At 74.8% G+C, this 26,313-nt stretch carries 15 protein-coding genes and 1 pseudogene; 14 read left to right on the top strand and 2 right to left on the bottom strand.

The window, feature by feature from the left end; translation table 11 throughout:
- Window positions 1–243: 243 nt before the first annotated feature.
- The 4 genes and pseudogenes from ACH4F6_RS01145 (at window position 244) to ACH4F6_RS01130 (ending at window position 13,081) form a co-directional block, all read left to right on the top strand.
- A complete protein-coding gene (locus ACH4F6_RS01145) occupies window positions 244–6,822 on the top strand; it encodes a beta-ketoacyl synthase N-terminal-like domain-containing protein (protein WP_397957704.1) in 6,579 nt (2,192 codons plus the stop codon).
- A 46-nt stretch (window positions 6,823–6,868) separates the two neighbouring features.
- Window positions 6,869–10,723 (top strand): annotated as a pseudogene (locus tag ACH4F6_RS01140) (type I polyketide synthase); the annotation flags it as partial.
- Between the two features lie 118 nt (window positions 10,724–10,841).
- Window positions 10,842–11,645: an enoyl-CoA-hydratase DpgD gene (gene dpgD / locus ACH4F6_RS01135; RefSeq protein ID WP_397957703.1), complete on the top strand. Its 804-nt coding sequence runs from the start codon at window positions 10,842–10,844 to the stop codon at window positions 11,643–11,645.
- The gene (locus tag ACH4F6_RS01130; protein WP_397957702.1) at window positions 11,630–13,081 is read left to right on the top strand and encodes an MFS transporter; all 1,452 of its coding nucleotides are present in this window, start codon (window positions 11,630–11,632) and stop codon (window positions 13,079–13,081) included. The genes dpgD and ACH4F6_RS01130 overlap by 16 nt, the downstream gene beginning before the upstream one ends.
- A gap of 101 nt (window positions 13,082–13,182) precedes the next feature.
- Here the strand turns inward: ACH4F6_RS01130 and ACH4F6_RS01125 are convergent, their stop codons facing one another.
- Entirely contained in the window at window positions 13,183–14,475 is a 1,293-nt protein-coding gene (locus tag ACH4F6_RS01125) for a cytochrome P450 (RefSeq protein WP_397957701.1), read from the bottom strand.
- Between the two features lie 20 nt (window positions 14,476–14,495).
- Window positions 14,496–15,851 (bottom strand): glutamine synthetase family protein, encoded by a 1,356-nt coding sequence (locus ACH4F6_RS01120; RefSeq protein ID WP_397957700.1) that lies wholly within the window; start codon window positions 15,849–15,851, stop codon window positions 14,496–14,498.
- Window positions 15,852–16,181: 330 nt separating this feature from the next.
- Here ACH4F6_RS01120 and ACH4F6_RS01115 point away from each other — a divergent pair, with 330 nt between their 5' ends.
- The 10 genes from ACH4F6_RS01115 to ACH4F6_RS01070 all read left to right on the top strand — a co-directional run bounded on the left by ACH4F6_RS01115 (window position 16,182) and on the right by ACH4F6_RS01070 (window position 26,286).
- The gene (locus ACH4F6_RS01115; protein WP_397957699.1) at window positions 16,182–16,370 is read left to right on the top strand and encodes a ferredoxin; all 189 of its coding nucleotides are present in this window, start codon (window positions 16,182–16,184) and stop codon (window positions 16,368–16,370) included.
- Between the two features lie 3 nt (window positions 16,371–16,373).
- On the top strand, window positions 16,374–17,582 hold the full coding sequence (locus tag ACH4F6_RS01110; RefSeq protein WP_397957698.1) for an NAD(P)/FAD-dependent oxidoreductase: 1,209 nt from the start codon (window positions 16,374–16,376) through the stop codon (window positions 17,580–17,582).
- A 9-nt stretch (window positions 17,583–17,591) separates the two neighbouring features.
- On the top strand, window positions 17,592–18,398 hold the full coding sequence (locus ACH4F6_RS01105) for an acetoacetate decarboxylase family protein (protein ID WP_397957697.1): 807 nt from the start codon (window positions 17,592–17,594) through the stop codon (window positions 18,396–18,398).
- 40 nt (window positions 18,399–18,438) lie between these two features.
- Complete coding sequence (locus ACH4F6_RS01100) at window positions 18,439–19,902, top strand: aldehyde dehydrogenase (RefSeq protein ID WP_397957696.1); 1,464 nt, start codon at window positions 18,439–18,441, stop codon at window positions 19,900–19,902.
- The gene (locus ACH4F6_RS01095) at window positions 19,895–20,815 is read left to right on the top strand and encodes a 3,4-dihydroxyphenylacetate 2,3-dioxygenase (protein WP_397957695.1); all 921 of its coding nucleotides are present in this window, start codon (window positions 19,895–19,897) and stop codon (window positions 20,813–20,815) included. The genes ACH4F6_RS01100 and ACH4F6_RS01095 overlap by 8 nt, the downstream gene beginning before the upstream one ends.
- Window positions 20,816–20,830: 15 nt before the next feature.
- Window positions 20,831–21,676 (top strand): fumarylacetoacetate hydrolase family protein, encoded by an 846-nt coding sequence (locus ACH4F6_RS01090; protein WP_397957694.1) that lies wholly within the window; start codon window positions 20,831–20,833, stop codon window positions 21,674–21,676.
- Window positions 21,677–21,704: 28 nt separating this feature from the next.
- Window positions 21,705–22,307 (top strand): TetR/AcrR family transcriptional regulator, encoded by a 603-nt coding sequence (locus tag ACH4F6_RS01085; RefSeq protein WP_397957693.1) that lies wholly within the window; start codon window positions 21,705–21,707, stop codon window positions 22,305–22,307.
- Between the two features lie 220 nt (window positions 22,308–22,527).
- Window positions 22,528–23,991: an APC family permease gene (locus ACH4F6_RS01080; RefSeq protein ID WP_397957692.1), complete on the top strand. Its 1,464-nt coding sequence runs from the start codon at window positions 22,528–22,530 to the stop codon at window positions 23,989–23,991.
- 82 nt (window positions 23,992–24,073) lie between these two features.
- Window positions 24,074–25,564, top strand: coding sequence for an aldehyde dehydrogenase (locus tag ACH4F6_RS01075; protein WP_397957691.1), 1,491 nt, complete (start codon window positions 24,074–24,076; stop codon window positions 25,562–25,564).
- Window positions 25,561–26,286, top strand: a complete 726-nt coding sequence (locus ACH4F6_RS01070) for a gamma-glutamyl-gamma-aminobutyrate hydrolase family protein (protein WP_397957690.1) — start codon at window positions 25,561–25,563, stop codon at window positions 26,284–26,286. The genes ACH4F6_RS01075 and ACH4F6_RS01070 overlap by 4 nt, the downstream gene beginning before the upstream one ends.
- Window positions 26,287–26,313 lie beyond the last annotated feature (27 nt).

The following is a 26,313-nucleotide window of genomic DNA, read 5'->3' as shown; positions in this document are numbered from 1 at the left end:
GCCACGCCCGCCGAGCGGGCTTCCGCAGCACTGCGTTGGCTGGACCCAGCCAGGTTCGGGGAGGCGGGCTGAATGCCTTCTGCACAGCCTCTGGACGACTCCTTGTGAAATCCGGAACGGGCGCTGGATCGGGGGAGGAAATAGGGGTTGTATTCGCCGTCCCGGACTTTCTAGCGTTACGCGAGGTGAGCTCGCCGGTCACGGCGGAGGTATGAGCAGGCTCAAGCAGGCAGGAGCGTACGCGTGACGCAAGTCGAAGACATCCGGCCACTTTCCGCGGTGCTGCGCGACCACGCGCTCCACCGCCCGGACCAGGTCGCGTTCGCCGACGAGGAGCGCGAGGTCACCTACGCGCGGCTCGCCGAGCGCACGGGGCGGCTGGCCGGCCACCTGGCCGGAGCCGGGGTGGGACGCGGCGACCGGGTCGCGATCCTCCTCGGCAACAGCGTCACGACCGTCGAAAGCTATCTCGCGGTCACCCGTGCCGCGGCCGTGGGCGTGCCGGTCAACCCCCAGTCCTCGGACGCCGAACTGGCGCACCAGCTGGACGACAGCGGGGCCCGCCTCGTCATCACCGACGCCGCCCACCTGGAGCAGGTCGAGCGCATGAGGACGACCCGGGAGGGGATCCTCGTCGTCCTCGCGCACGGCGACGCCTCCCGCGCCGGCGCCCGAGCGGCGGGCACCCTCGCCTTCGAGGAGCTCGCCGAGAGCGAGCCGGCCCGGGGCCCCCGGGACGACCTCGGCCTCGACGAGCCGGCCTGGATCCTCTACACCTCCGGCACCACCGGGGCGGCCAAGGGCGTGGTCTCCCACCAGCGGGCCTGTCTGTGGTCCGTCCACCACTCCTACCGGGGCGTCCTCGGCCTCGGCCCCGACGACCGGCTGCTGTGGCCGCTGCCGCTCTTCCACAGCCTCGCGCACATCCTCTGCGTCCTGGGCGTGACCGTCACCGGCGCCACCGCGCGCATCCTCCCCGGGTTCGGCGCCCAGGACGTGCTGGAGGCCCTGCGCGCCGAGCCGTTCACCCTGCTGCTCGGCGTGCCGTCCATGTACTTCCAGCTGGTCGAGGCGGTGGAGGCGGCCGAGGAGAGCGGCCGGACGGTCCCGAAGCCGCGGGTGTGCGTCGTCACCGGCGCGGCGACCGGCGCGGCGCTCGCCTCGGCCGTCGAGCGGGTGCTCGGCGCGCCGCTCGTGAACAGCTACGGCTCCACCGAGACCTGCGGCGCGATCACCATGAGCCGCCCCGGCTCCTCACGGCCGCCCGGCACCTGCGGGACCGTGGTGCCCGGCGGCGAGCTGCGTCTGGTCGACCCGCGCACCGGTCTCGACGTGCGGGACGGCGACGAGGGCGAGGTCCTCGTCAGGAGCCCGAGCCTGATGCTGGGGTACCACGGCCGGCCGCAGGAGACCGCGGCCGCGCTGCGCGAGGGCTGGTACCGCACCGGAGACCTGGCCCGCCGCGACGCCGGAGGACACCTGACGATCACCGGCCGCGTCAAGGAGCTCATCATCCGGGCCGGCGAGAACATCCAGCCCGGCGAGATCGAGGACGTCCTGCGGAGCGTCCCCGGCGTCGAGGACGCGGCCGTCACGGGCCGCCCGGACGAGGCGCTGGGCGAAGTGCCCGTCGCCTACGTGGTGCCCGCCGCCGAGGGGTGGTCGCCCGCCGAGGCGCTGGCGGCCTGCCGGGACCGGCTCAGCTACTTCAAGGTCCCGGCGGAGCTGTACGAGATCGCCGCCCTGCCGCTCACCGCCTCCGGCAAGGTCAGCCGCCGCAGGCTGCCGCACCTGCCCGCGCGGCTGCGGGGCGTCGGCGCCAGCCATCACGACCGGCTGTGGCGCACGGGATGGGTCCCGTGGGAGCCCGGGCCGGCACCGGCCGACGCCGATCACGTGCCGTCGGCGTCGGACCCGGAGCCGGCGGCCGGCCCGGCGCCCCGCTGGGCGGTGATCGGAGCCGGGGACCCGGCGTTCGCGGAGGCCGTGCACCGGGCGGGCGGCGTCACCGAGTCCTTCCCCGGCATCGGGGCGGCGCGTGCGGCCGGGCCGTTCGACGGCTTCCTGCTGACGGCCGGCGCGCCGGACACGGACGCGCTGCTGTCCGGGGTGCTCGCCGCGGAGGCGGACGGGCCGGTGGACGCGCTGTCCGGGGTGCTCGCCGCGGAGGCGGACGGGCCGGTGGACGCGCTGTCCGGCGTGCTCGCCGCGGGGGCGGACGGGCCGCACGGCGCCCGGGTCGTCGTCCTCACCCGGCACGCCCTGGCCGGCCGCCCCGACGAGCGGGTCGATCCGGCCGCCGCGGCCGCGCGCGCCCGGCTCCTCGCGGCCGGGACCGGCCGGACGGTCCTGGTCGACGCGGAACCGGGGGAGCGGCCCGGGGAGGCGTACGTCGCCGCCTGGCGCGCCGTCCTCGAAGCACCCGCGGGGGAGCGGGAGTTCGCCGTCCGCGGCGGGGAGGTCCTCGTCCCGCGGCTCGCGCGCGTACCGGCGACGGCCGAGGTCGCCGACGTCCCGCCGCGACGGGGCGGCACCGCCCTCGTGACTGGTGCGGCCACCCGCCTCGCCCGCGTCCTCGCGGCCCACCTCGTCGTCGACCACGGGGTCCGCGACCTCGTCCTCACCGACGCCGACCCGGCCGCGGCCGAGTCCCTGGCCGCCGAACTGACCCGGCTCGGCGCCACCGTGACGGTGCGCACCGAACGCCCGGACACGCCCGAGGGCGCCGCCGCCCTGCTCACCGCCCCGGGCCCGGACCGCCCGCTCGACACGGTCGTCCACCCGGTGCTCACCCCCGCCGACGCGACGGCCGCGGCCTGGCTGCTCGCACTGACCCGCGACACCGGGCACACGACCCTCACCCTCTGCGGCACGCTCGCCCACCACGGCACCCACCCCGCCGACCCCGCCACGGCGGCGGCCACGGCCTACGCCGCCGCGCTCGCCCAGGGCGCGCCCCACGCCGGCTTCCTGGCCTTCGGCCCGGTCACCGCCGACGGCGACACCCCGGACACCCCGCCGCCGGGCCTCGCGGCGCTCACCGCCCGCGAGGCGGCCGACGCCTTCGACGCCGGGCGGGCGACGGCGGGCGGCCAGGCCCTCGTGCTGCGCACCGACCCGTGGACCGTGCGGTCCGCCGGAGCCGCCCGGCTGCGCCGGCTGCTGCACGCGCCCGCCGCCGACGCCGGCCCGGCAGCCGACGAAGGGCTGCGGGACCGGCTCGACGGGCTGCCCCCCAGGGCCCGCGAGCGGGCGCTGACCGACCTCGTACGGGACGAGGCGGCACGGGTGCTCGGACTCGACGGGCCGGGACGGATCGACCCCGCCGGCGCCTTCACCCACCTCGGGCTCACCTCGCTCACCGCCGTCGCCCTGCGCGACCGGCTGTCCGCGCGGACCGGCCTGCGCCTGCCCGTGCCGATCGCCTTCGACCACCCGACCCCCGCCGCGCTGGCCGCCGCCCTGGACCGCGAACTGTTCGGCCGCCGGCCGGACGCGGCCCCCGCACGGCCGCCCGCGCGCGCCGGCGGCGACCACCACCACGACCCCGTGGTCGTCATCGGCATGGGCTGCCGCTATCCCGGCGGCGTCGCGTCCCCCGAGGACCTGTGGCGGCTCGTCGCCGAGGGCCGCGACGCGATCGGCCCGTTCCCCACCGACCGCGGCTGGGACCTGGAGCGGCTGCTGGACGGCGACGGCACGCGGCCCGGCACCTCCGCCACCGGATCCGGCGGATTCCTCGACGCGCCGGGCGACTTCGACGCCGCGTTCTTCGGCATCAGCCCGCGCGAGGCCCTCGCCATGGACCCGCAGCAGCGGCTGCTCCTGGAGGTCGGCTGGGAGGCGATCGAACGCTCCGGCATCGACCCGGCCGCCCTGCGGCAGACCGACACCGGCGTGTACGTCGGACTGATGTTCCACGACTACGCCAAGAACCCCGGCCCCCTCCCCGAGGACCTGGAACGGCTCCTCGGCACCGGCACCGCGGGCAGCGTCGCCTCCGGACGCCTCGCCTACACCCTGGGCCTCACCGGCCCGGCCCTCACCGTCGACACCGCCTGCTCCTCCTCGCTCGTCGCCGTCCACCTGGCCGCGCAGGCCCTGCGCCGCGGGGAGTGCTCGCTCGCCCTGGCCGGCGGCGTCGCCGTCATGGCGACCCCGAGCACCTTCGTGGAGTTCAGCCGCCAGCACGGTCTCGCGCCCGACGGACGGTGCAAGGCCTTCGGCGAGGGCGCCGACGGCACCGGCTGGTCCGAGGGCGTCGGCGTCGTCGTCCTGGAACGCCTCTCCGACGCGCGCCGCAACGGCCACCCCGTGCTCGCCGTGATCCGGGGCAGCGCGGTCAACCAGGACGGCGCCAGCAACGGCCTGACCGCGCCCAGCGGACCGGCCCAGCAGCAGGTCATCCTCCGGGCCCTGGCCGACGCGGGCCTCACGCCCGCCGACGTGGACGCCGTCGAGGCGCACGGCACGGGGACCGTGCTCGGCGACCCCATCGAGGCCAACGCGCTCCTCGCCACCTACGGCCGGGACCGGGACCCGCGGCGCCCGCTGCTGCTCGGCTCGCTGAAGTCCAACATCGGCCACGCCCAGTCCGCGGCCGGCGTCGGCGCCGTCATCAAGATGGTGCAGGCGATCCGGCACGGCGAACTGCCCCGCACCCTGCACGCGGACCGGCCGACCCCGGCCGTGGACTGGGACTCCGGCGCGATCCGGCTGCTCCGGGAGCACACCGCCTGGCCCGCGACCGCGGACCGCCGCCGCGCCGCCGTGTCCTCCTTCGGCGTCAGCGGCACGAACGCCCACCTCGTCCTGGAACAGGCCCCCGACCCCCTGCCCGCCGCCGCGCCGGCCGCACTCCCCGACGTCGTGCCGGTCGTGCTGTCGGCCCGCACCGGACCGGCACTGCGCCGCCGGGCCGAACTCCTGCTGGACGTGGTCCGCGCGGACCGGGAACGGAGCGTCCCCGACCTCGCGGCAGCCCTCGCCACCACCCGCACCGCCTTCCCGCGACGCACCGCGTTCGTCGTGGAGGGCGCCGCGGAACTGGAGCGCCGGCTGGCGGCCGTCGCCGCCGGCGAGGACACGGGCGCCGCACCGGACGGGGCGTTCGCGGAGGCCTCCCTGGCCATCGGGTTCACCGGCCAGGGCAGCCAACGACCCGGGATGGGGAAGGAGCTGTACGCCGCCTACCCCGTCTTCGCCGCCGCGTTCGACGCGGCCTGCGCCGCCCTCGAACCGCACCTCGACCGGCCGCTGCGGGACGTCATGTGGGCCCCCGAGGGCACACCGCAGGCCGTGCTCCTGGACCGTACCGACTTCACCCAGGCCGCGCTGTTCGCCCTGGAGAGCGCCCTGTTCCGGCTCGTCGAGTCCTGGGGCGTCGTCCCCGACCTCGTCCTGGGGCACTCCGTCGGCGCGCTGGCCGCCGCCCACGCGGCCGGGGTGCTGTCCCTGCAGGACGCCGCCTCGCTCGTCGCGGCCCGGGGCCGGCTGATGGCCGCGCTGCCGCCCGGCGGCGCCATGACCGCGATCGAGGCGACCGAGGACGAGGTCCGCACCGCGCTCGCGGCCACGGCCGGCGTCGTGGCCGTCGCGGCGGTCAACGGCCCGCGCTCGGTCGTGGTGTCCGGCGAGGAGGAAGCGGTGCGGGCCGTGGGCGAGACGTTCCGCACGCGAAAGCGCCGGGTGACCGCGCTCCGGGTCAGCCACGCCTTCCACTCGCCGCTCATGGATCCCATGCTGGAGGAGTTCGCGGCGGCGGCGCGCGAGCTCACCTACCGGCCGCCCCTCATCCCGATGATCTCCGACGTCACCGGAGGGCTCGCCGACGCGACCCGGCTCTGCTCGCCCGCCTACTGGGTCCGCCACGTCCGGGAGGCCGTCCGCTTCGCCGACGCGGTACGCGCCCTGCCCGGCGAGGGGATCACCGCCTTCCTCGAACTCGGCCCCGACCGGCAGCTCACCGCCATGGCGGGCGACTGCGTGCCCGGCTCCCGGCTGGCCCTGTGCGCAGGGCAGCGCCGCGGACGGCCCGAGGCGCGCTCGCTGCTGGAAGCGGTGGCCCAGGCCCATGTGCGCGGTGTCCCCGTCGACTGGCCGGCGCTGTTCGCCGGACGCCCCGCGCACCCGGTCGACCTGCCCGTCTACCCCTTCGAGCACCGGCGGTACTGGCTCGCGTCCGGGACGGCGGACGCCGGCCCCGCCGCGCAGGCGGCGACCGCGGCCCCCGCGCCCCCGCCGGACGACCCCTCGGCCGCGCAGCGGCTCCGCACCGACCTGACCCGCCTCTCCGGGGAGCAGCGGGAACGGACGCTGACCGAGCTGGTACGCGCGGAGGTCGCCGCCGTCGCCGGCTTCGACGGCCCGCACGAGGTCGACGCCCACCGCAACATGACCGACCTCGGACTGGACTCCGTCTCCGCCGTGGACCTGAGCGAACGCCTCGGCGCGCGGACCGGACTGGACCTGCCCGCCTCCCTGGCCTTCGACCACCCCACGTCGACGGCCATCGCCCGCCACCTGCTCGACGCGCTCCACGCCTCGGGCCTCGCCCGGGAGGACGGCGGGGCCCCGGCCCCGGAGGGAACGGTCTTCGGCGAACTGGCCAGGCTCGAGGCGTCCGTCGAACGGGACCGCCCCGCCGCCGCGGCGCGCGTCCTGCTCGCCGAACGGCTGCGCACCCTGGCCGCGCGGCTCGCCGACGGCCCGCCGGAACACTCCGACAGCGCGGAGGAGACCTCGCTCGGCGACCGGATCGCCGGGGCCACCACGGTCGACCAGCTCTTCGACCTCATCGACAACGAACTGAAGGGACCGTGACGTGACGGGTACCGAGGAGAAGCTGGTCGACTACCTCAAGAAGGTCACCGCCGAGTTGCACGAGACCCGTCGGCAACTGCGCAGCGCCACGGAGGCGAGCCGCGAGCCGATCGCCGTCGTGGGCATGGCCTGCCGCTATCCCGGCGGCGTGCGGTCGCCCGAGGACCTGTGGCGGCTGGTCCTGGAGGAACGGGACGCGATCTCCGGCTTCCCCACGAACCGGGGCTGGGACATCGACGGCATCTACGACCCCGACCCCGACCGGCCCCGGACGTGCAACGCCCGCGAGGGAGGCTTCCTGCACGACGCCGCCCTGTTCGACGCGGAGTTCTTCGGGATCTCGCCCCGCGAGGCGCAGGCGATGGACCCGCAGCAGCGGCTGCTCCTGGAGACCGCCTGGGAGGCGTTCGAGCGCGCGGGAATCGACCCGGCCTCGCTGCGCGGCAGCGACACGGGCGTGTTCACCGGTGTCGTCCACCACGACTACGCGACCGCGCGGGTGCCGGACGAGCTGGAGCCCTACCTCGTCACCGGCCTGTCCGGGGGCGTGGCCTCGGGCCGCATCTCCTACACGTTCGGCTTCGAGGGGCCGGCGGTGACGGTGGACACGGCGTGCTCGTCGTCGCTGGTGGCCCTGCACCAGGCGGCGCACGCGCTGCGCTCCGGCGAGTGCGCCCTCGCCCTGGCCGGCGGGGTGACGGTCATGGCGACACCGCGCGCCTTCCTGTCCTTCAGCCGGCAGCGGGGCCTGTCGCCCGACGGGCGGTGCCGGGCGTTCGGCGCCGGGGCCGACGGCACCGGCTGGGCCGAGGGCGTGGGAATGCTGCTCGTCGAGCGGCTGTCGGACGCCCGGCGCAACGGCCACCCGGTGCTCGCCGTGCTCCGCGGGTCCGCAGTGAACCAGGACGGGGCCTCCAACGGACTGTCGGCCCCCAACGGCCCCTCCCAGCAGCGGGTGATCCGCAAGGCGCTGGCCCACGCGGGCCTCACGGCGCGGGACGTCGACGTCGTCGAGGGACACGGCACCGGCACCAGGCTCGGCGACCCGATCGAGGCCCAGGCGCTCCTCGCCACGTACGGCCGGGAACGCGACGCCGACCGCCCCCTCTACCTGGGGTCCATGAAATCGAACGTGGGCCACACCCAGGCCGCGGCCGGGGTCGGCGGCGTGATCAAGATGATCGAGGCGATGCGGCACGGCGTCCTGCCCAGGACACTGCACGCGGACGAGGCGACGCCGCACGTCGACTGGTCGGCGGGAGCGGTGGAGCTGCTGACGAGCCGGCGCGCCTGGCCCGAGACGGGCCGGCCGCGCCGGGCGGCGGTGTCCTCGTTCGGGATCAGCGGCACGAACGCCCACGTGATCCTGGAGGCCCCGCCCGAGGAGCCCGGGCCGGCCGGCGCCACCGGCCCCGCCCGCGACGGCTCGCGGGACGCCGTACCGTCGCCGGTGCCGTGGCCGCTCTCCGGGCGGGACGCCGGCGCGCTGCGGGACCAGATCGCGCGGTTGCGGACGTACGTCGAGGAGACACGGGCCGACCCGGTGGACGTGAGCCGCACGCTCGCCCGGCGCGCGGTCTTCCGGCACCGGGCGGTGCTCCTGCGGGACGGCGCCGGCGTCCGCGAGGTCCGGGGCGTCGCACGGCCGGGCGGCACCGCGCTGCTGTTCTCCGGCCAGGGCAGCCAGCGCCCGGGCATGGGACGGGAACTGTACGAGGCCCACCCCGTCTTCGCGGAGACGTTCGACGCCGTCGCGCGGCACACCGGGCTGCCCCTGAGGGACGTGGTCTTCGGCGAGGCGACGGACGGGCTCCTGGACCGGACGCGCTACGCGCAGCCGGCCCTGTTCGCGGTGGAGGTGTCCCTGTACCGGCTGGTGCGCGACCTGGGCGTCGACGTCCACGCGGTGGTGGGCCACTCCGTGGGGGAGGTGGCCGCGGCCCACGCGGCGGGCGTGCTGTCCCTGGAGGACGCCTGCCGCCTGGTGGAGGCGCGCGGCCGGCTGATGCAGGAGCTGCCGGCCGGCGGCGCGATGGCGGCGGTGGAGGTCTCCGAGGCCGAGGCCACGGCGGCCCTGGCCGGCCTGGAGGACCGGGTGGCGCTGGGGGCGGTCAACGGCCCGGCGTCCGTCGTGCTCTCCGGCGAGGAGACCGCGGTCCGCAAGCTGGTGGACGCCTGGCGCGAACAAGGCCGCCGCACCCACTGGCTGACGGTCAGCCACGCCTTCCACTCACCGCTGATGGACCCGATGCTGGAGGAGTTCCGTGAGGTCGTGGCAGGACTGGAACTCCACGAACCCGTGCTGGCCGGGCTGCCCGCCGAGGTCGTGGACCCCGAGTACTGGGTACGGCACGTGCGCCGCCCGGTGCGCTTCGCCGACGCCGTGGCACGGGCCCGTGAGGCCGGCGCCGCACGCTGGCTGGAGGTGGGCCCGGGCGGCGTCCTGACCGCTCTGGCGCAGAGGATCGTGCCCGACGCCGAGGAACAGGTCTTCGCCGCGGCACTGCGCGCCGACCGCCCGGAGCCCGCGTCGCTCCTCACGGCGCTGGCCCAGGTGCACGTCGACGGGGGCACGGTCGACTGGAGCCGGCTGTCGGACGGACACGGCACGCTGACGGACCTCCCCACGTACCCCTTCCAGTACCGGCCCTACTGGGTCGAGGACCAGCCCCTTCCCCCGGCCGAGTCCGCCGCGCCGTCCGCGCGTCCTGCCCCGTCCCCCGACCGCCGGGGCGACGGGGCCGCCGGGACCGCGGCGGACGCACCGGGCGCGGTGGGCGGACCCGTCGCCGGTCTGACCGGGGCCGAGCGGCTGGCCGCCGTGACCGAGCTCGTACGGACCGAGGCCGCGCAGACCCTCGGCCACACGGGTGCGCCGCTCAGCGCGGACCGCACCCGCCGGGAGCTGGGCTTCGACTCGCTGACCGCGATCGAGCTGCGCAACCGGCTCGGCCGCACGCTCGGTCTGCGCCTGCCCGCCACACTCGTCCTCGACTGCGAGGACCTGGCCTCGATCGCGGCCTTCGTCGACGCGCGCCTGGAGGACGCCTCCTCGGGCCGGCCGGTGGACGACGACCGGTCCGAGGAGGGCGGCGACGCCGGCCTGCTGACCGAGCTGTTCCGGGACGCGGCCGGCGCCGGGCGCATCGACGACGCCGTGACGCTCGTCGAGACCGCCGCACGGATGCGCAGGACCTTCACCGACCCCGCGGACCCGGCCGTGCGGCGCGCCCCGGTCTGGTTCGGCCGCAGGTCGGCCCGCCCCACCGTCGTGTGCCTGCCCTCCTTCAGCGCGATCGCCGGCCCGCACGTGTACGTCCGCTTCGCGGACGGCTTCAGCGACGCGTGGCGGGCGGCGGCCCTCGTCCATCCGGGTTTCCGCCCGGGCGAACCGCTGCCGGAGTCGGTGGAGGTCCTGGCGGAGATGCACGCCCGGACGATCACCGAGACGGTGGGGGAGGCGCCGCTGCTGCTCGTCGGCCGCTCCGCGGGCGGCTGGCTGGCCCACGAGGTGGCGGCCGCCCTGGAACGCAGGGGCAGGACCGCCGACGGCGTCGCGCTGCTCGACACCCCGGCGAGCGGGGACGACCCGCGCGGGTACGCGCTGATGGTCGGCGGGATGCTGGAGCGCGACAGCCGGCTCATCTCGATCGACGACCACCGGCTGACCGCGATGGGGGCCTACCGGCGGCTCTTCCGGGACTGGAAGCCCGAACCGATCGCCGCCCCCACCCTGCTGGTGCACGCCGCCACGCCGTACGGGGCCGACGGAACGCGGATCGCCTCCTGGCACCTCCCGCACGACGCCGCCGAGGTGAGGGGCGATCACTTCACGATCCTGGAGGAGCACTCCACGACGACCGCGGAAGCGGTGGAGCGGTGGTCGCGGTCGCTGCTCTGACCCGGCGACCGCGGCCGGCCACGGTCCCTTCCCGCCCGCGTCCGCCACTCGACGACCGACGACCGACGACCGACGACCGACGACCGACGACCGACGAACGACGAACGGGGAACGACGGATGCCAGACGCCCTGCAATGCGTCCGCTACGACAAGCACGGCCACGTCGCCCGCATCACCCTGGACCGTCCGCGGGTGCTGAACGCCATGAACCTGCGGATGCACGAGGAACTCGCGCAGGTGTGGGACGACTTCGAGTCGGACGACGACATCTGGGTGGGCGTCCTCTCCGGCGCCGGCGAGCGGTCCTTCTCCGTCGGCCAGGACCTCAAGGAACTGGTCCGCCGGGTCGACGAGGGCACCGTCACCTCCACGTTCGGCAGCCGCGGCCAGCCGGGCTGGCCCCGGCTGACCGAGCGGTTCTCGCTGGCCAAGCCGCTGATCGCCCGGGTGAACGGGTACGCCCTGGGCGGCGGCTTCGAGCTGGCCCTGGCCTGCGACATCGTGATCGCCGCGGAGCACGCCGAGTTCGCGCTGACCGAGGCGAGGCTCGGACTCGTCGCGGGGGCCGGCGGGGTGTTCCGGCTCACCCGGCAGGCGCCCTTCCGTGTCGCGATGGGACACCTGCTGACCGGCCGCCGCATGACCGCGGCCCGCGCGTACGAACTGGGCCTGGTCAACGAGGTGGTGCCGGCCGGTGAGCTGGACGCCTGCGTGGACGGCTGGCTGGAGGACGTGCTGAGCTGCGCGCCGTTGTCCCTGCGCGCCGCCAAGGAGGCCGCGACGGTCTCGGCCACGCTGCCGCTGGACCGGGCGTTCGCCACCCGCTACCCGTGGGAGGAGCGGCGGATGCTCAGCCGGGACGCGGTGGAAGGCCCCCGGGCCTTCGTCGAGAAGCGCCCCCCGAAGTGGACCGGAACCTGACCGAGACCGAGACCGAGACCGAGAACGAGACCGAACGACACGACGAGGCGCCGCCCGACGAAAGGTCCCCTCCCATGTCCCTCGACTCCCGACCGGGTTCCGGACGGGCCCCCGTACCGCGACCGAGCGTCCAGGAGTTCATCGACTCGGCCCCGATGGGGCCGCGGCAGTGGCTCGTCGCGCTGCTGGGCCTCGTGGTGATGGTCGCCGAAGGCCTCGACGTCACCATCGCGAGCTTCGTCTACCCGCACGTCATGCGCGACTGGGGCACACCGATGAGCGCGGTGACCACCACCGTGACCGCCGGGGTGCTGAGCATGGCGGTCGGCGGTGCGGTGGCGGGACCGCTGGCCGACCGGTACGGGCGCAAGAGCATGGCGGCGGCCGGGATCCTGGTCTTCGGGACGGCCACGGCGGCGATGTCGCTCGCCACGACCATCGAGCTCCTCGCCGTCCTGCGCGTCGTGGCGTGCGCCGGGCTCGGGGCCGTGGCCCCGGTCGTCATGGCGATCGTCGCCGACTCGACGCCGGCCGCGCGCCGCGCGCCGGTGGTGGCCCTGGCCTTCTCGGGCATCGCGGCGGGCACGGTCGCCGGGGGACTCCTCGCGTCGACCGTCCTGCCCCGGGCCGGCTGGCCCGCGACGCTCGCGCTCTGCGGTCTGGCCCCCCTCCTGCTCGTCCCCCTCGTGGTGGCCTGCGTCCCGGAATCGGTGGGCGTCCTGCTCGCCCGCGGCCGGCCGGCCGAGCAGGTCCACGAGAGCCTCGCCCTGCTGGCGCCGGGCCGGGACACCTCCCACGTCGATCTGACCCGCGGCCGGGACGACGAGCGGCCGTCGATGCGGCGGGCCGGCGCGATCCTGCTGTCCCGCTCCCTGGCGCCGGTCACGCTCCTCGTCTGGCTCTGCTACTTCGTCCTGCTGGGGGTGGTCTTCCTCCTCCTCAACTACCTGCCGCTCATGGCGGGGCGCGCCGGGCTGACGGCCTCGCGCACCGGAGCCGTCGTCGGGCTGTTCGGCGCCGGAACCCTGTGCGGACAGCTGCTGGCGTCCTTCGGCCTCGGACGGTACGACCGCTTCCGCTTCCTCGCCCTGGCGTCGGGCGTCAGCGCCCTCGCGGTCTGCGTCACCGCGGTCCTGGACACGGGCCACGCCGGGATGTTCACGCTGATCTTCGTGCTCGGAACGTGCCTGGGCGGCTCCATGGGCGCGCTCCAGGCCGTCGGAGCGCTGGCCTACCCGCCGTCCCTGCGCGCCACCGGCATGGGATGGATGAGCGGCGTCGGCCGCATCGGCACGCTCGCCAGCGGTCTGCTCGGCGGAGTCATGATCGACGCCGGATGGGGCATCTCGCGGATCTTCTTCGTCATGTGCCTGCCGCTCGCGCTCACCGGCGCGGCGGCGCTGCTCCTGCGCGACCAGGTCCGTCCTGCGGACTGAGACCGCCGCACGACGACGGCCGGCCGACGGCGGCGCGCCGCCGTCGGCCGCTCCCGCCGGGCCCGACGCCGCCGTGGCCGCAGCGGGGGACGACGGATGCGTCAGGCCACGGTGACCTCGACCGGCAGCCGCTTGATGCCGTTGACGAAGTTCGACCGCACGCGCGGCACGTCTCCGGCCGGCCTGATGTCCGCCAGGCGCGGGATCAGCTCCTCGAACATGATGCGGATCTCGGTGCGGGCGAGCAGGTTGCCCAGGCACAGGTGGGGGCTGCCCTTGCCGAAGGTGACGTGGTCGTTGTCCCGCCGGGTGACGTCGAAGTCGTAGGGGTTGCCGAAGACCTCCTCGTCGCGGTTGCCGGAGGCGAACCACATGACGACCTTGTCGCCCTCCCTGACCCGCTTGCCGCCGAGCTCGACGTCGCGGGTGGCGGTGCGGCGGAAGTGGTAGACGGGGGAGGCCCAGCGCAGGAACTCCTCCACCGCCCCCGGGATCAGGGAGGGGTCCTCCTGCAGACGGGCGAGCTGCTCGGGGTGCTGGAGCAGGGCCAGCATCGAGTGGGTGATGGTGTGGCGGGTGGTCTCGTTGCCGGCGACGACCAGGAGCAGGAAGTAGTTGTCGAAGTCCTGCGCGGACAGCGGGACGCCGTCGCGCGGGGTCTCGTTGACCAGCCGGGAGATCAGGTCCGTGCCGGCGCCGCCGCGCCGCTGCCGGGCCAGCTCGCGGCCGTAGGCGAAGACCTCCAGGGAGGCGGGGGAGCGGAACGGCAGGTCGCGGTACTTCTCGCTCTCCTCGCTGTGCAGCAGCACGTCGGCGTAGTCGGGGTCGGTGTTGCCGATGATGCGGTTGCCCCAGTCGATGAGCTGCTGGTTGTCCTCCGGGGGCACGTCCAGGAGGCGGGCGAGGACGTTGATGGGGAAGTCGGCGGAGATCTCCTCGACGAAGTCGAAGGTGCCCTTGGCGAGGGCCGCGTCCAGGGTGGTGGCGGTCAGGCCGCGCAGGAAGTCGGCGTAGCTGTTGATGACGCTCGCGCCGAACTGCCGCTGCAGCAGGCTGCGCAGGGCGCGGTGGCGCACCCCGTCCAGCTCCAGGATGGAGGCGCGCTTCTTGATCTGGTCGTCGTCGACCTCCTCGAGGTTGACGAACCTCGTGGAGGTGAACGTCTCGGCGTCGCGGTCCACGCGGGCGATGTCGGCGTGCCGGGTGACGGCCCAGAAGCCGGAGTTGGGGGCCTCCTCGGGCTGCCAGTGGACGGGGTCCTCGTGGCGGAGGGTGTGGAACATGCGCCACGGGGTCACGCCGTCGGTGAAGTGGTCGAGGTTCGCGAGGTCGACGTCGGCCAGGGGCAGGGGCTCGCGCACGGCGTCGGTCACGGACTGGGCGGCGGTGGTCATGGGGTGGGTGCTCCTCGGCGTCACAGGTGGTAGGCGTACTCGGTGAACTCCCAATCGGTGACGTGCCGTCGGAAGCGCGCGACCTCGTCGCGCTTGTACGCGAGGTAGGAGGTGGTGAAGTCCTTGCCGAGCACCTCGGTCAGCGCCGTGTCCGCCTCCAGCGCGTCGAGGGCGGCGGGCAGGCTCATCGGCAGGACGGCGGACTTCGTGGTGTCGTAGCCGTATCCCTCCAGCGGCGCGGGAGGCTCCTCGCCGGCCAGTACGCCCAGCAGGGCGGCGGCGAGGGTGCCCGCGATCAGCAGGTAGGGGTTGGCGCTCGCGTCGCCGAGGCGCAGTTCGAGGCGGGCGCCGGAGCCGCGCTCGGGCGGGATGCGGACCATGGCGCTGCGGTTGTCCAGGCCCCAGTCGACCAGCCAGGGCGCGAGGGTGTCCGGGCCGAAGCGCTTGTAGGAGTTGACCGTGGGGTTGGCGAGGGCGGCCAGCGCGGGGGCGTGGGCGAGGATGCCGGCCACGGCGTGGCGTGCGGTCGCCGAGAGGCCGTAGGGGGCGGCGGGGTCGGCGAAGGCGTTCGTGTCCTCGCCGGTCAGACAGGACAGGTGCAGGTGGAAGCCGGAGCCGCCGGCGCCGTTGAAGGGCTTGGCCATGAAGGTGGCGAGGCGGCCCTCCGCGCGGGCCAGTTCCTTGACCGCCGCCTTGAAGCGGAAGGCGCGGTCCGCGGCGGCCAGCGCCTCCGAGTGGGTCAGGTTGATCTCGAACTGCGAGCCGTCGAACTCGTGGTTCCCGCTGCTGACGCCGAGGTCCAGGTCGCGCAGCAGGCGCAGGGTGCGCAGCAGGTGGTTGTCGCCGTCGGCGCGCAGGCCCGCGGTGTAGACGACGCCCTCGGCGTCGCTGTAGCGGCGCCAGCCCCGGGCGGTCCCGGGGGCGGCGTCGCACAGGAAGTACTCCAGCTCCGGGCCCACCACCGGGCGCAGCCCGTGCTCGCGGCACCGATCGAGGACGGCGCGCAGCAGGTCGCGCGGGGACTCCGGGGCGGGCAGCCCGGTGGCCGGGTCGCTGACGTCGCCGAGGCAGGTGGCGACCCCGGGCTCCCACGGCAGGGCGGTGAGGGTGTCCAGGTCGGGCGTCACGCAGATGTCGGGCAGGCCGGCGTCCAGGCCGCCGGAGACCGGGACGACGTCGCCCTGCGGGGTGGTGTGGTAGACGGCCCGGCAGAACGCGAGGCCTTGTTCGCAGGCCGAGGGCAGGTGGTCGAGCAGGACGTCCCGGGCTCGTTCGGTGCCGATGAGGTCGGGATAGGTCACCCGGACCACGTCGATGCCCTCGGCGGCCAGCCGTTCCATGTGCCGGCGGACGGGCGGGGTGTCGGATGCGCTCACCGGTGTCTCCTCTGGGGGGAAGGGGGCGCCTCCCGGAGCGCGGGGCGCTGGGGGAGAGGGGACGGCCTCGGGCTGCGCGAGGGGCAGGGGCCGTCCGGTTGTTTGGTGCCAAACGGTAGGGACGGGCGTCACCTTCCCGCAAGGGGGTCGTCGCAGAAATTTATCCATCCGGATAGCTATTGACCAGAGCCCGGCCCGTTCCTATGTTGTTTGATGCCAAACGAGTTGGGGGTGCGGTGATCCGCACCCCTTTGGCCGGGGCCCGGCCCGCGTGGTCCGGGCCCCTTCTCCCCTCTCCCCGACGCCCCCTCAGCACCAGGAGGACCGGCCATGAAGGTCGTCGTCGACATGAACAAGTGCCAGGACCACGGCCAGTGCGTCTTCGCCGCCCCCGACGTCTTCGGCTTCGACGACGCCGGACGCCTGGCCTACGTCCCCGACCCCGACGACGCGCTGCGCGACGAGGTCGAGGAGGCCGCGGACGTCTGCCCGCTGCAGGCCATCCGGATCGAGGACTGAGCGATGAGCGCGACCGTCGTCGTGGCCGGCGCCTCCCTGGCCGGCCTGCGCGCCGCCGAGCAGCTGCGCGCCGCCGGCTGGGCGGGGCCGATCACCCTCGTCGGGGACGAACCCCACATGCCCTACAACCGGCCGCCGCTCTCCAAGGAGGTCCTGGCCGGCAAGGCCCCCTTCGCGTCGCTCGCCTTCCGCCCCCGCGCCAGTGTCGCGGACGTGAGCTGGCGGCTGGGGACCCGGGTCACCGGGGCCGACCTCGACCGCCGCGTCGTCCGGCTCGACGACGGGGAGGAGCTGCCGTACGCCGGTCTGGTCGTCGCCACCGGCATGCGCCCCCGCCGGCTGCGCTGCCCCGGCCCGCTGGCCGGGCGGCACACCGTCCGCACCCTCGCCGACGCCCAGGGGCTGCGGGAGGCGCTGACCCGGCCGGGAGCGCGGGTGGTGGTCGTCGGCGCCGGATTCATCGGCTGCGAGGTGGCCGCCACCGCCGTGGCCCTCGGCGCCGCCGAGGTCACCGTGGTCGACCCGCTGCCGCTGCCGATGGTCGGTCCGCTGGGCGACCTGCTCGCGAAGGCGCTGCTCGGACGGCACGAGCGGCGCGGCGTCCGGTTCGCCCTCGGCACCGGCGTGGCCGGGTTCGAGGGGGACGACCGCGTCACCGGCGTGGTCCTGTCCGACGGCACGGTCCTCGCCGCGGACGTGGTGGTGGAGTCGGTCGGCTCGGTCGCCAACACCGAGTGGCTCGACGGCAACGGCCTCGACCTCACCGACGGCGTCCTCACCGACGCGCACCTGCGGGCCGGCGGACGGCCCGACGTGGTCGCCGTCGGCGACGTCGCCCGCTTCCCCAACGCCCGCTACGACGGCGTCCCCCGCCGCGTCGAGCACTGGTCGATCCCCACCGACACCGCCAAGCACGCCTCCCGCGTCCTCGCCGCCCACCTGACCGGCGCCGACGCCGGTCTCGCGCCGTTCGCGCCGCTGCCGACCTTCTGGAGCGACCAGCACGACTTCCGCCTGCAGTCCTTCGGCGCCCCCGCCCTCGGCAAGGACGACGTGCGCGTCCTCGACGGCGACCCGGACGGCGACGTCCTGGCCGGCTACCACACCGGCGGCCGCCTGGTCGGCGTCGTCGCCCTCGGCGGCCCGGCCGCCGCCGCGGCCGCCGCCCGCCACCGCGCCGGACTGCTGAAGCAGCCCGCCCTCACCGCGTAAGGAACACCAGTGACCAGCGTCCGTGGATTCTTCCACCCCAAGACGGCGACGGGTGCCTCGTCGCTGATCCCCTCCCCGCCCTGGCGCTACTCCGGCGACCTGCTCACCGTCGAGTACCGCACCGATCCCGCACGGGTGCGCGAACTGCTGCCCGAACCCCTCGGACTCGCCGACGAGGACCCGGGCGCGGTCGCGCTGATCTGGGCCGACTGGCAGTCCTGCTCGGCGAGCGGGGAGGAACTGCTCGACCCGGTGCGCGCCCAGTACAAGGAGGCCTTCGTGGTCGTCCGCTGCACGTACAGGGGACGGACCTACACGCGTTGCGTGTACATCTGGGTCGACAAGGACTTCGCCATCGCCCGCGGCCTGCACCAGGGCTACCCGAAGAAGCTCGGCTCCCTCCACCAGACCCGCCCGCACCCCTACGGGCCGGCCCCCCGCATCGAGGCCGGGGCACGCTTCGGCGCCACCCTCGCCGCGGCCGACCGGCGCCTGGCCCAGGCCGTCGTCACCCTGCGCGAGCCGTCCGAGACCAACGGCTTCGTCAACGGCCACCCGATGGCCCACCACCGCTGGCTCCCGTCCGTCGAGAAGGGCAAGGGCCTCGCCCTGGACGAGCTGATCGAGTCCGGCGCCGCCTCCTTCGAGGGCGGCCAGGCCTGGGTCGGCGACGCCGACCTGGAGCTGTTCGAGGCGCCCACCGAGGAACTGGCCCGCCTGGAGATCCGCGAGCCGATCGCCGCCTACTACCGGCAGGTCGGCGTGGTGTGGGACGGCGGCCGCCTGCTGGAGTCGCACACCTCCGGCGCCGAGTGAGCCCGCACCGCACCGCACCGACCCCGAGGAGTCCCAGGACATGAGCGAACACCTCATCACCGTCGCCGGAGTCGCCGTCGACACCCGGCACTGGATCGGCGGCGAACGCGTCGCCTCCACCGAGACCTTCACCGACGTCTCGCCCATCGACGGCAGCACTCTCGGCGAGATCGCCCGGGGCACCGCGATGGAGGCCGCCGCGGCCGTCGCCGCCGCCAAGGCCGCCTTCCCCGGCTGGGCCGCCACCCCGCGCGCCGAGCGCGCCCGCATCCTGCACGCCGTCGCCGACGGCGTCGAGAAGCGCCTCGAGGACCTGGCCGTCGTCGAGACCACCGACAACGGCGCCCTGCTGCGCTCGCACCGCCGCGGCGTGATGCCCCGCGTCGCCCACAACTTCCGCTTCTTCGCCGACCGGCTGCTGAAGCCGGACCACGAGGACTTCGAGACGCGCGGCCACACCAATCACGTCAGCTGGGACCCGGCCGGCCCCTGCGTGCTGATCACCCCGTGGAACGCGCCGCTGATGCTGGCCACGTGGAAGGTGGCCCCGGCGCTCGCGGCCGGCAACACGGTGGTCCTGAAGCCCGCCGAGTGGACCCCGCTGACCGCCTCCCTCCTCGCGGACATCGCGGCCGAGGCCGGGCTCCCGGCCGGCGTCCTCAACGTCGTCCAGGGCTACGGCTCCGAGATCGGCGACGCGCTGACCTCGCACCCGGACGTGCGCCGCATCAGCTTCACCGGGTCCGTGCCGACCGCGAGGCGCATCTGCGCCTCGGCCGCCCCCCACCTGACGCCCCTCAGCCTGGAGCTGGGCGGCAAGTCCCCGCTGCTGGTGTTCGCCGACGCCGACCTCGACCTCGCCGTCGACCTCGCCGTCGAGCAGTACGACAACGCCGGCCAGGTCTGCCTGGCCGCCACCCGCATCCTCGTCGAGGACGCGATCGCCGAGGAGTTCACCCGGCGCTTCGTGGAGAAGGCGAGCGGTCTGAAGCAGGGCGACCCGCGCGACGAGGCCACCGACATCGGACCGAACATCCACCCCCGCCAGCTGGAGAAGATCGACGGCTTCGTGCGGCGGGCGCTCGCGGCGGGCGCCCGCGCGGTCATCGGCGGCCACCGGGGCGACGGCCAGTACTACGCGCCGACCCTCCTCACCGACGTCGCCCAGGACTCGGAGATCGTCCAGGAGGAGGTCTTCGGCCCCGTCCTGACCCTCCAGACCTTCGCCGACGAGGAGGAGGCCGTGCGCCTGGCCAACGACACCCGCTTCGGCCTGGCCGCCACCGTCGCCACCGGCGACCCCGAGCGCGCCGGACGCGTCAGCGCACAGCTGGTGGCGGGCACCGTCTGGGTCAACTGCTTCTTCGTCCGCGACCTCCGGGCGCCCTTCGGCGGCAGCCGCCACTCGGGCGTCGGCCGCGAGGGCGGTACCTGGAGCTTCGACTTCTACTGCGACGTGAAGAACACCGTCACCGCACCGAAGGGACGGCAGGACCATGGGTGAGATCGTCGGGGCGGGCCTGCTCGCCCACGTCCCCACCATCGTGCTCCCGAAGGAGACCCGGCTGGAGCTGAACGAGGGCAAGGAGATCACCCTTGTCACCGGCCTGGAACAACTGCGCGCGGACGTCTTCGAGCGCGACGACTACGACACCGTCGTCGTCCTCGACTCCCACTGGGCCACCACCGTCGAGTTCGTCGTCACCGCCCAGGACCGCCGCGCCGGCCTGTTCACCTCCGAGGAACTGCCCCGCGGCATGAGCCGGATGCCGTACGACTACCCCGGCGACCCCGAACTCGCCCACAACATGGCCTCGTTCGCCGACAAGCACGGCACCTGGATCACCGCGATCGACGACGCGTACCTGCCCGTCTACTACGCCACCATCAACCTGTGGAAGTTCCTCGGTGAAGGCCTGCCCGACAAGCGGTGGGTGACCGTCGGCGTCTGCCAGACCGGCGACATGGAGGACCACCTGCGCCTCGGCCGCGCCCTGGCCGACGGCATCGCCGCCACCCCCGGCCGCCGGGTGCTGCTGATCGCCTCCGGCGCCCTCTCGCACACCTTCTGGCCGCTGCGCGAACTGCGCGACCACGAGGCCAGCGACCCGGCGCACATCTTCACGCCCGAGGCGCGCGAGGCGGACCACGAGCGCATCTCCTGGTTCAAGGAGGGCCGCCACGACAAGGTCCTCGACACCATGGACGAGTTCTGGAAGCACAAGCCCGAGGCGAAGTTCTTCCACTACCTGATGATGGCCGGCGCCCTCGGCGAGCAGGCGTGCACGGCGAAGGCCCGCCAGTACGGCGCGTACGAGAACTCGATCGGCACCGGCCAGGTCCACCTGTGGTTCGACCGCCCCGCCGAGGGCTGGACCGGCACCGGTCTGCCCGCCTCTTCCGCCCCCCGCGTCTAGAAAGGCAACCCCCTCATGCCCGAGTACCGCCGCATCCTCCTCGACGGCGCGGCCGTCGAGGTCACCGTCGACGGCGAGGAGCTCGTCGCCGGGGACGGCCGCCGCGTCGAGATCGAGGACGCGCAGCACCTGCCGCCGGTCGTCCCGTCCAAGGTGATCGCCGTCCACCTCAACCACCGCAGCCGGGTGGACGAGTTCCGGATCGGCCTGCCGGACACCCCGACGTACTTCCACAAGCCGACCTCGTCGCTGAACTCCCACAAGGGCGCGATCGTCCGCCCCGAGGGCTGCAAGTGGCTCAACTACGAGGGCGAGGTCGCCATCGTGATCGGGAGGACGGCCCGCAACATCTCCCCGGCCGAGGCGGGGGAGTACATCGCCGGCTACACGGTCGCCAACGACTACGGCCTGCACGACTTCCGCGACACCGACGCCGGCTCCATGCTCCGCGTCAAGGGCTCCGACACCCTCTGCCCGCTCGGCCCCGGCCTGGTCACCGACTGGGACTTCCGGGGCAAGCGGCTGCGCACCCGCGTCAACGGCGAGGTCGTCCAGGACGGCTCCACCGACGAGATGACGTGGGACATGCACTACCTCGTCGCCGACATCGCCCGCACCATCACCCTGTACCCGGGCGACGTGCTGCTGTCCGGCACCCCGGCCAACTCCCGGCCGGTGCGGCCGGGTGACGTCGTCGAGGTCGAGGTCGAGGGCCTGGGCCGGCTCACCAACCACATCGTGACCGGCCCCACCGCGGTCCGGACCGACGTCGGCGCGCAGCCCACGGAGTCCGAGGAGGTCCTGTCCACCGCTCTCGGCGGCGACTGGGAGTTCCGTGGGATCAGGCCGCCGAAGCGCTGACCCGGGCGCCGCCGGTAGGGTCGGCGCCATGACCGACTCCGTCGAGCCCGCCGGCGAGCGCCGCACCCGCAAGCGCGTGAACCACTACGGGACGGGCCGGGTCGCCCTGCTGGACGCCGCCGTCCGCGTGGTGGCCCGCGGCGGGCTGCGCCGGCTCACCTACCGCGCGGTGGCGGAGGAGGCCGGCGTCACCCACGGGCTCGTCGTGCACCACTTCGGCTCGCGCGACGCGCTGATCGAGGAGGCCGTCACCCACGCCATCCGCGCCTCCCTGAGCAGCAGCACGCTCGGCACCGGCGCGGGCCGGCCGGCCGACTTCGCCACCGGGCTCACGGACATGGTGGAGTCCGGCCCGGAGCTGCAGGCGTTCCAGTACGAGCTGCTCCTGGAGGCGCGGCGCAGGCCGGAACTGCTGACGCACCTGCGCAGCCTGTACGAGGAGTACTTCGAGGCCACGCGCCGCGAGCTGTCCCGGATGCTGCCCGGACCGGTGGACCGCGGGCTGTCCCGGCTCGTGTTCGCCGCGCTGGAGGGCCTCGTGCTGCACCAGCTCGTCTTCGGCGAGCGCGAGGTCACCGAAGAGGCGCTGACGCGGCTCAGGACCGTGCTGGAAGGCCTCGCCGAGGGCTGACCCGCCCCGCCCCACGTCCCGCACCGGGCTCCACGTCCCGCACCGGGCTCCACGTCCCGCACCGGACTTCACCCTCCCGCACCGGGCTTCACCGGGCCTGACGGGCCTCGGTGGGCGACTCCCCGCGCCCACCCCCTTGCCAAACGGATAGTTCCGCCCCACCATGAGGCAACTCGTTTGGCCTGAAACGAACCTCCTCCTTCTCTGGCAGGTGATCCGAGTGGACAGTCGGACGGTCTCCGCTGAGCGGACCGTGCGGGACGCCCCCACTGCAGCAGCCACGCTCAAACCCAATGCCCTGGGTGTCCTGGGCATCCTCTTCTTCGTCCTGTCCGGCCAGGCCCCGCTCACGGGCATCGCGGGCGCTGCCCCGATCTCGGTCGCCATCGGCAACGGCTCCGGCACCCCGGCCGCCTACGTGCTGGCCGGGGCCGTGATCCTGCTCTTCTCCGTCGGCTTCGTCGCGATGGGCCGGCACGTGGTGGACGCCGGCGCCTTCTACACGTACATCGGCACCGGACTCGGCCGCACCGCCGGCGCGGGCAGCGCGGGCGTCGCCCTCTTCTCGTACTGCGTCATCCAGGCGGCGATGTACGGCCTGTACGGCTCCATCGTCAGCGCGCTCGTCGCCGACCACACGTCGCTCGACCTGCCGTGGTGGGCGTGCGCGCTGGTCACCATGGCCGTGGTGCAGGCCCTGGGCGCCGCCGGGATCGAGATGGGCGCCCGCGTCCTCGCGGTCTTCGTGCTCGCCGAGTTCAGCATCCTGCTGGTCTTCGGCCTGGTCACGCTCTTCAAGGGCGGCGGTCCGGAGGGACTGGGCGTCGCCGACAGCTTCTCCCCGTCCGCGGCCCTCCAGGGCGCTCCGGGCGTCGCCGTGATGTTCGCCGTGGCGTCGATGTTCGGCTTCGAGGCCACCGCCATCTACGGCGAGGAGGCCAAGGAGCCGAAGAAGACGGTGCCCCGGGCCACCTATCTCTCGGTGGTCGTCGTCACCGGTTTCTTCGCCCTCACCTCCTGGACGCTGATCTCGGCCTACGGCGCCTCCCGGGCGCCGGCGGCCGCGGGCGAGGCGCTGGCCAGCGGGGACTCCGCCGGGTTCGTCTTCGCCCCCATCGCCGCCCAGTTCGGCGGCTGGGTGGGCGACGTCCTGCCGGTCCTCCTGGCCACCTCCCTGTTCGCCGGCATCCTCACCTTCCACAACTCCGCCAACCGCTACCTGTTCTCCCTCGGCCGCGACCGGCAGCTGCCGGCGGGCCTGTGCCGCCTCAACAGCCGGCACGCCCCGTGGGTCGCGGGCTGCGCGCAGACCGTCGCCGCCCTCGCCCTCGTCCTGCCGTTCGCGCTGGCCGGCGAGGACCCGGTGGTCACCCTCTTCTCGTGGTTCAGCGGCCTCGCCGTCCTGGCGATGATGCTGCTCTACCTGCTGACCTCGGTGTCCGTCGTGGTGTTCTTCCGCCGCCGGCGCGTGGACGGCCGGCTGTGGAACGGTCTCGTCGCCCCCGTGCTGGGCGCGCTCGGCCTCGCCGGCGCCATCTGGCTCATCCTCGCCAACTTCACCACGCTGATCGGCGGCTCGGTGAGCACGGCGCTGTGGCTGGTCCTGTCCGTGCCCGTCGTCATGGCGCTCGGCGTGGCCAACAAGCTCGTCCGCGACCGGCGCGCCGCGAACCCGGCCGGCTGAGCACCCCTTCGGCGCCGTCCGCCCTCCGGGGCGGACGGCCGCCCCCTCTTCACCGATCCACCCACGTGGTCTGGAGGACCGCATGACCGCTGCCACCCACGACGCATGGCTCCGACGGGCCGAGACGCTCGACCTGCCCGGCGCGCACCTCATCGACGGCGTCGAGGAGCCCGGTGGCGGCCGCACCTTCCGCGCCGTCTCGCCCCGCGACGGCCGGGTGCTGGCCGAGGTCGCCGACGGCGGCGCGGCCGAGGTCGACGCGGCCGTCGCCGCCGCCCGCCGCGCCTTCGACCACGGCCCCTGGCCGCGCCTCGCCCCCGCCGACCGCGGCCGGGTCCTGCTGCGCGTCGCCGACCTCCTCGAGGAGCACCGGGCCGAGCTGGCGCTCACCGTTAGCCTGGAGATGGGCAAGCCCGTCACCGACGCCCACGACATCGAGCTGCGGGCCGTGATCAACACCTTCCGCTGGTACGGCCAGCTCGCCGACAAGCTCACCGACGAGTCCCCGCACACCGCGCCGGACGCGCTGGCCCTGGTCACCCGCGAACCGGCCGGCGTGGTCGGCGCGGTCGTGCCCTGGAACTTCCCCCTGACCCTCGCCGGCTGGAAGGTCGCCCCCGCCCTGGCCGCCGGCTGCACGGTCGTCCTCAAGCCCTCGGAGAACTCGCCGCTGTCGGCGCTCCTGCTCGGACGGATCGCACTGGAGGCCGGTCTGCCGCCGGGCGTGCTCAACGTCGTCAACGGGAACGGCCCGGTCGCCGGACGCGCCCTCGGCCTCCACCCCGGCGTCGACGTCCTCGCCTTCACCGGCTCCACCGCCGTCGGCCGCCACTTCCTGCGCTACTCCGCCGACTCCAACCTCAAGCGCGTCTGGCTGGAGCTCGGCGGCAAGTCCCCCAACATCGTGCTGCCCGACGCCCCCGACCTGGACCGGGCGGCGGCCACCGCCGCCTGGGGCATCTTCTTCAACCAGGGCGAGATGTGCACCGCGCCCTCCCGGCTGCTGGTCCACTCCTCCATCGCCGAACAGGTCACCGAGGCCGTCGTGCGCCGGGCCCGCGAGCTGCGCGTCGGCGACCCCCTCGACCCCGCCACCGAGATGGGCGCGCTGGTCGGCGAGCAGCACCTGGCCCGGGTGCTGGACCACGTCGGCGACGCGCGGGACGACGGCGCCCGCCTGCTGACCGGCGGCGCCCGCACCCTCACCGGGACCGGCGGCGTCTACCTCGAACCGACCGTCTTCGACCGGGTCGCGCCGGACAGCCGGCTGGCCCGCGAGGAGGTCTTCGGACCGGTGCTCTCGGTCCTCGCCTTCGACGACCTCGACGAGGCCGTCGCCCTCGCCAACGCCACCGAGTACGGCCTCGCCGCCGGCCTGTGGACCTCCGACCTGTCCACCGCCCACCGGGTCTCCCGCGCCCTCAGGGCCGGCACGGTCTGGGTCAACTGCTACGAGGAGGGCGACCTCACCGTCCCCTTCGGCGGCATGAAGCAGTCCGGCAACGGACGCGACAAGTCCGTCCACGCCCTGGAGAAGTACACCGAACTGAAGACCACCTGGATCCAGCTGTGACCCACCGCCCGCTGATCGCCGTACCCGCCCGCTTCTCCGCCACCACCTCGGCGCTGCGGTACGCCGCCGAGGTCAACGCCCGCGCCCTGGTCGAGGCCGTGTGGCGGGCCGGCGGCGAGCCCGTCACCCTCCACCCGCACGCCCCCGGCGGCACCGCCGACCCGGCCGAGGTCGCCGCCCGCCTCGCCCGCTTCGACGGCCTCCTGCTCCCGGGCGGCGGCGACCTCGCCCCCCACCGCTACGGGGCGGCCGACGCGCACGAGACCGTCTACGACGTCGACGACGAGCAGGACGCCTTCGACCTGGAACTCGCCCGGCGGGCCCTCGCGGACGGACTGCCGCTGCTGGCCGTCTGCCGCGGCCTGCAGGTGGTCAACACCGTGCTGGGCGGCACGCTCCACCAGGACATGGGCGGCCCGGAACGCGACCACCGCCACGTCCGCCACCCCGTCCCCCTCGCCCCCGGCTCGGCCCTGGCCCGGGCCGCCGGCGCCGACAAGGCGGAGGCGTCCTGCTACCACCACCAGCACGTGGACCGGCTGGGGGAGGGGCTGACCGTCACCGCCCGCGCCGCCGACGGGACGGTCGAGGCCGTCGAACGCGCCGGGGGCGACGGGTGGTTCCTGGCCGTGCAGTGGCATCCCGAGGACACCGCGCACGAGGACCCGGTCCAGCAGCGCCTCTTCGACGCGCTGGTGCGGGCCGCCCGCCGGACCGTCTGAGGACGGCCGGGGGCGGACCCCGCCGGG

The organism is Streptomyces sp. NPDC017936 (assembly GCF_044328485.1).
Taxonomy (GTDB): Bacteria; Actinomycetota; Actinomycetes; order Streptomycetales; family Streptomycetaceae; genus Streptomyces.
The sequence above is the reverse complement of the archived record's forward strand: the minus strand, read 5'-3'. Positions and strand labels throughout refer to the sequence as shown.